Raw genomic sequence first — 6,667 nt, 5'->3', positions numbered from 1 at the left:
GCGGGCATCGTGAAAAGTCTATGTCAAAGAAAGGGTTATGTTCTCATAATTGACGATTAAATCGCACCTTCCTTAATATTCGGGACGCACAGATGTTGCATACAAAATATTACAAAAGGTAACGCTGTGGATATGACGGGATAAGCGTGCACTTTATAGCGCTAATTGCGCAATGAAAGGGGCTAAAGTTTTCGTCACATTAGCCGAGACTGCAGTATCAATAAAAAATAATGATTAATTAAAACTAATAAATTAATAGAGTGAATGTTTCCCGCAGAAAAAAGGAGAGTCGGGCAGGGAGAGAGTAAGGAACGTTTACAGGCGGTCTGTCACCGCCTGTAAGAAATTAGCGCTTTGCCAGCAGACGCGGGATCTCGCGCAGGCACCAGGCTTTCGCTTCGCCCATGCTGTCGCGCCGCCACGCCATAATAATTTCCACTTCGTTGGAGTATTCCGGGCTCACCACGCGCAAGCGGCCTTCGGCAATATCTTTTTCCACCAGCGGATACGGCATGGTTGCCACACCTAAGCCAGCCAGCAGCGCCTTACGTTTATCATCAATAGAACTGACCGTTAAGCGCTGCTGCTTGTCCAGCAACTGTACGGTTAACACCGGGCGTTCGCGCGCGGTATCCGCCACCGCAATGCCGCGATATTTTACCCGCGTCACTTCCGACAGCGGTTCCGGCTCGTTATGAATCGGATGATCCGGGCTGGCAACATAGACACTCATCATGCTGTACAGCTTGCGGGTATTAATTTCCGACGAGGCGCGAAAATGCATATCCGGCGCAATCACAATATCTGCTCTGCCCTGCTCAAGCCGCTCCCAGGCACCTGCCAGCACTTCAGTCATCAGCGAGATTTGCGTATTGGCTTTATCCGCCAGTTTGTCCACCAGCGGGAACAACTGTTCGCTCGGCACCAGCGCTTCGGTGACAATGGTCAGATGCGTTTCCCAGCCGCGCGCCAGCGCCTCAGCATCGGTGGTCAGTTTATCCGCCGCTTCCAGCAGTACCCGTCCGCGCTCCAGCAGCATCCGGCCGACATTAGTGAATTTGGTGCGATGTCCGGAGCGGTCAAACAGCACCACATCCAGCTCCTCTTCCAGCTTCTGCATGGTGTAACTGAGTGCCGACGGAACGCGCCCCAGTTCATCCGCCGCCGCGGCAAAACTGCCACGCCGGTCAATCGCATCCATCACCCGTAATGCTTCTAATGTTAACGCCCGATCTTTGGCCATCAGGGTTCTCTGTCAGGAAATTTGAATATACCCAGCAGATTAACTGGCTAACAATCCGACGTCCAGAAACTTACTATGGGATTATGAAGAGCGTTCACACTCTGGGGCGTGACAACGCTGGAGGTCCGAATAATTATGATTACATCACGTGCAGCGAAAGAGTGCGGCCAGGCTGATTATGGCTGGCTACAGGCGCGTTATACTTTCTCCTTTGGTCACTATTTTGATCCGCAACTGCTCGGCTACGCGTCACTGCGCGTACTGAACCAGGAAGTGCTGGCACCTGGCGCAGCGTTTCAGCCACGCAGTTATCCCAAAGTCGATGTCCTGAATCTGATCCTGCAGGGTGAAGCGGAATACCGTGACAGCGAAGGCAACCATACCAGCGCACGCGCCGGTGAAGCGTTGTTATTGTCAGCGCAGGCGGGCGTGACCTGGAGCGAGCATAACCTGAGTAAAGAGACGCCGTTAACGCGTCTGCAACTGTGGCTTGATGCCTGCCCTGAGCGGGAAAACCCACTGATTCAGCGGGTAAAAATCGCCACTCGCCAGCCCTATACGCTGCTGGCATCGCCGGATGGCGCGCAGGGCAGCCTGATACTGCGTCAGCAGGTGTGGATCCATCATGTGGAGCTGCAACCCGGAGAAAGCTGGTCGACACCACTGCATGGCCCGCGCGCCTATCTGCAGTCGATTCATGGCTCACTGCAGGCTGCAACACATTCCAGTCAGCAGCAGGGACTGACCTGTGGCGATGGCGCATTTATCAAAGAAGAGCAGAGTGTGACGCTGAATGCCGAAACGCCGCTGCGGGCGCTGGTGATTGATTTGCCGGTGTAAATGATGCGGGTGAGTGCCCGCATCCCATTAAACCGATCGATTGCGCCCCGAAACTTCGTGCCTGGCAATTCAATCCGTGAGAAGCTTAAGCGCATCTGAAGCAAATGGAACCTGCTCGATGCCTGATTCACAACCAGCCTGTCTGTTCACCGAAGGCCAGATAACTCTCCCTGACGGCTGTCAGGACCGTACTGTCAACGTCTTTATCCTGCCCGGCACACATGCGCCTGCCTGTAACATTTCCCGTGATGCGCTGAATGACGGGGAAAACCTTCCCGCTTACATTGATCGCCAGCTTGTGCTGATAGCCAGACATCTGAAGGACTGGAAACAGACCGCGCGTGGACCTGCTGTCCTTGGTGATAACCTGGTTCAGGGCGAATGCGTTCACGCCAGCTACCTGCGTGACGGCAGACGTGTCTTTCAGCAGCAGGCGGTCTTTAACACCAATGACCGTCATGTACTGGTCTTCACGATGACGTCAGGAACTGCGCTCACTGCCCCCGATAATACGCTCTTTCTGTCCCTGCTCAGGAGCTTCCGTTTTAACGCTTAACGATAAGGATTGTTGTTATGTTTGAGGCGGCGCGTGTCGGGGATGACATCGGTCATTCCCATGCCCTCGCGGGCATGATTGCCGGCACGATTGTAGGTGGACTCATTGCAGCGGCGGGCGGTATCGCGGCCGGGGCGCTGATGGTGGCGGGTATCGGAGCGTCCTGTCTCGGCATTGGCGTGCTGCTGGTCGGCGCGAGCCTGGCAGTGGGATACCTGACGGGCGAACTGGCAACCGCCGCGCGGGACAGCATTGCGGATGCGGGTGCCGCCAGTATGGCAAAGGAAGGCATTATCGTCACCGGCTCTAATAACGTCTTCATTAATGGCAAACCTGCCGCTATTGCCACCAGCAGCATGGTCGAATGCGCCAGGGACAGTGGCTCACAACAGATGGCCGAAGGCTCATCCCGGGTGCATATTAACGGCCTGCCAGCTGCCCGTCTCGGCGACCAGACCACCTGTGGCGCAAGGTCATGATCGGTTCAGGAAACGTGCGCATTGGTGGTGCCCCGGAACAGACCCTGCCCATAAAGTCTGAAGTGCCTGAATGGCTGTATAAAGCCTCCGACCTGACGCTGCTGTTTGCCGGACTGGCCGGGGGCTGGGGCGGTGCCGCCGGGAAAACCGGGGCGCTGGGTAAACTGCTCAGTAAAATTCCGGGTATTAACAAACTGGCCCGTATCACCTGCCGCGCCGGGGCGTTAATGACCGGCACCGCGGCCGCGGGCATCATCGCCCGCCCGGTGGATATCGTCAGCGGACAGAAATTCCTTTCAGGTGATGACGAACTCGATTTTGTGCTGCCCTCCCGCCTGCCGGTGCGCTGGCAGCGTTACTGGCGCAGCGGCAACCCCGGCGACAGCGTGCTGGGGCGTGGCTGGAACCTTTTTCATGAAACCCGCCTTGAGCGCTATCAGGACGGGCTGGTGTGGCGCGCGCCGTCAGGGGATTACGTTTCCTTCCCAATGGTGCCCAGGGGTCAGCGTACCTTCTGCGAACCGGAGAAGCACTGGCTGGAGCGCCATCAGGACGATACCTGGTCTGTATACGACATCAGCGGCGAGCGCTGGCATTTTCAGCCGCTAACGGAGCATTCCCCTTCCCTGCCGCTGCGGCTCAGCGAACCCTGCGGCAACGATATCCTGTTTGCATGGAACGACGACCATACCCTGCACACACTCACCGACAGCGCCGGACAGCGCGTGGTCTGCCGCTACGTGACCGTCAGCGGACAGGTTCGCCTGACCGGAGCCTGGCTGGATGATGAGGTTTGTCTGGTCAGTTATCACTATGACGATAAGGCCCGGCTGCTTAGCGTCACCGGGCGCGGCGGCCAGGTACGCCGCCGCTTCAGCTGGTATGACGACGGCGACGGCACGGATTTACTGCGCAGCCATGAGGACGGCAACGGCCTGCTGAGCGAATATCTGTGGCAGAACACTGACGGGCTGCCGCGCGTGACTGCGTACCGCAACAGCGCGGGTGAAGAACTGAGGTTTGACTACGATTTTGCCGGTGGATGGCGTCAGGCACGGCGCGAGGACGGAGCACAGGCGCAGTGGCTTATCGATGATGATGACAACGTCGCCCGCTTTACGGATTACGATGGCCGCCAGACCAGTTTCGTTTACCGTGACGGTGAGTTATGCGACGTTATCCTGCCTGACGGGGCCATACGGCGCAGCCAGTGGGACCGCTATGGTCGTATGATCGCCGAAACTGACCCGGCAGGCCGCACCACAAAGTATTACTGGTTTCGCAACACTGACCGCATCGCCCGCACGGTTTACCCGGATTTGACAGCCACACAGGCCACTTACGACCTGAACGGCCGCCTGCTGTCGGAAACCGGCGCGCTGAATCACGCCACCGTTTACCACTATCCTGATGATGAAGAGACGCTGCCGGACCGCATTACCGACGCGAACGGCGGCGATGTGCTGCTGGCGTGGAACCGTCAGGGGCTGCTGACACAGCGGACCGACTGCTCCGGCAGCGTGACCCGCTACACATATGACAGCTTCGGACAGCTGCTCAGCAGTGAGGACGCGGAGGGTAACATTACCCGCCGGGAATGGAACTCCGCCGGGCAGCTTACCACCGTTATCCGTGCCGACGGCAGCCGGGAGACGCTGTTATGGAATGAACGCGGACAGCCTGCCGCCTGGCGTGACGCGCTGGAAAGTGAGGTGCGCTGGCAGTACAACGCGCTGGGATTACCCCTCAGCCAGACCGACCGCAACGGCATCACCCGCCGCTGGCACTATGACCCGAGAGGCAACCTGCTGCGGCTGGAAAACGGCAACGGCGGTGAGTACCGCTTTACCTGTGACCCGACAGGCCGGGTACTCAGCGAAACCCGTCCGGACGACACTTCCCGACAGATGGAGTGGAACGAACAGGGCCTGCTCAGCAGCCTGATTGAGAGCGGCAAACCCGATAATGACGGCGGCATTCCCCGCCGTATGCAGACTTTCAGCTACGACAACAGCGGCCTGCTGACCGGACGCACCACCCGTGATGCCGGATACCACTACCGGCGCAACCCCAGCGGACAGCTGACCAGCCTGGCACGCACACCGACTGCCGAAGGCGTGGCGCGGGGTATCGAAGCGGATGAAATTCACTTTACTCATGACGACGCGGGCCGGTTGCTCAGTGAACAGGGCGTGAACGGTGAACTGCATTATGCGTATGACCCACTGAGTAATCTCACCGCGCTGACCCTGCCCGGCGGACAGAATCTGTCCTGGCTGCATTATGGCTCCGGCCACGTCAGCGCCATCCGTTTTAATCAGCAGACGGTCAGCGAATTCACCCGCGACCGCCTGCACAGGGAAGTGTCACGCAGTCAGGGGGCCCGTGAGCAGACCCGCCAGTATGACTGCCTGGGCCGCCGCACCCTGCAACGCAGCACGCCAGACACCGTGCCAGCCCTGCCTGAACAGAGGATACTGGAACGCGTTTTCAGCTATACCGCGCGCGGAGAGCTGTCTGACGTCAGCGACACCCTGCGTGGCAGCATGATTTACGGTTATGACGGGGAAGGCCGCCTGCTGAAGCACTACGAGGCACAGCACGCAGGCATTCCGCTATGACGCCGCCGATAATCTGTTGCCGGATGATGACCTGTCCGCCCTGCCGCTGACGGATAACCGCCTGACGCACTGGCAGAATCTGTTTATGAAATACGACTGGTGGGGCAATCTGGTCAGCCGCCGCAGCGGCCTGTATGAACAGCATTACCAGTACGACGCGGAAAACCGGCTGATAACAGCAGAAGGCACCGGACCGGAAGGCCGCTTCACGGCCCGCTATCACTATGATGCGCTGGGACGCCGCACCCGCAAAAACGTCACCACGCCGCGCGGCACCACTGAAATCCGCTTTCTGTGGCAGGGGTATCGCCTGTTACAGGAGCAGCAGAACGGGCAGTGCCAGACATATATTTACGACCCGGATGAGGCATACAGCCCGCTGGCGCGTGTTGACCACCTGGCGGAAGATAAACGTGGAGATATCTGCTGGTACAGCACCGACCTTAACGGTGCACCGCTTGAAGTGACGGACGAAGATGGCCAGCTCCGCTGGAGCGGACACTACAGCAGTTTCGGTGACATCACCCGGCAGACGGCAGGTTTTCACCGCCTCGCACATAAACCCCCCCTGCCTGACCAGACGTTACGCTATGCCGGACAATACGCTGACAGCGAGACCGGGCTGCACTATAATTTGTTCCGGTATTATGATCCGCAGGTTGGTCGTTTTACTGTGCAGGATCCGATTGGCGTGGCGGGTGGACTGAATCTGTATGCTTATGCACCGAATCCGCTGGGCTGGATTGACCCGCTGGGGTTGAAATGCTCACATGCAGCCGTTAATCCGAAGCAGACTCATGCTATGATTAAGGATAAATGGGGCCACAATATGTCTCCAAAAGAAATGCGTGAACCGCGAATTCAGATAATAAGTGCAACGCTTGGTCATGTGGATGGAGGGACGGTTAGCTACCGATAAGCTATCCTG

The 6,667-nt window shown here is 58.0% G+C and carries 3 protein-coding genes and 1 pseudogene; 3 read left to right on the top strand and 1 reads right to left on the bottom strand.

Going from position 1 to position 6,667, the window contains the following annotated elements; all coding sequences use genetic code 11:
* Window positions 1-346: 346 nt before the first annotated feature.
* On the bottom strand, window positions 347-1,243 hold the full coding sequence (locus tag ACSZO1_RS21305) for a LysR family transcriptional regulator (RefSeq protein ID WP_437616220.1): 897 nt from the start codon (window positions 1,241-1,243) through the stop codon (window positions 347-349).
* Between the two features lie 135 nt (window positions 1,244-1,378).
* Here ACSZO1_RS21305 and ACSZO1_RS21300 point away from each other — a divergent pair, with 135 nt between their 5' ends.
* From ACSZO1_RS21300 to ACSZO1_RS21290, 3 genes and pseudogenes are all read left to right on the top strand, one after another.
* Complete coding sequence (locus ACSZO1_RS21300) at window positions 1,379-2,083, top strand: pirin family protein (RefSeq protein WP_437616218.1); 705 nt, start codon at window positions 1,379-1,381, stop codon at window positions 2,081-2,083.
* Window positions 2,084-2,201: 118 nt separating this feature from the next.
* The gene (locus ACSZO1_RS21295; protein WP_437616216.1) at window positions 2,202-2,639 is read left to right on the top strand and encodes a DcrB-related protein; all 438 of its coding nucleotides are present in this window, start codon (window positions 2,202-2,204) and stop codon (window positions 2,637-2,639) included.
* Window positions 2,640-2,656: 17 nt separating this feature from the next.
* Window positions 2,657-6,499, top strand: a pseudogene (locus ACSZO1_RS21290) (RHS repeat-associated core domain-containing protein); the annotation flags it as partial.
* Between the last annotated feature and the right edge of the window lie 168 nt (window positions 6,500-6,667).

The sequence above is a fragment of the Erwinia sp. V71 genome (assembly GCF_965644245.1).
Classification (GTDB): domain Bacteria; phylum Pseudomonadota; class Gammaproteobacteria; order Enterobacterales; family Enterobacteriaceae; genus Erwinia.
The sequence above is the reverse complement of the archived record's forward strand: the minus strand, read 5'-3'. Positions and strand labels throughout refer to the sequence as shown.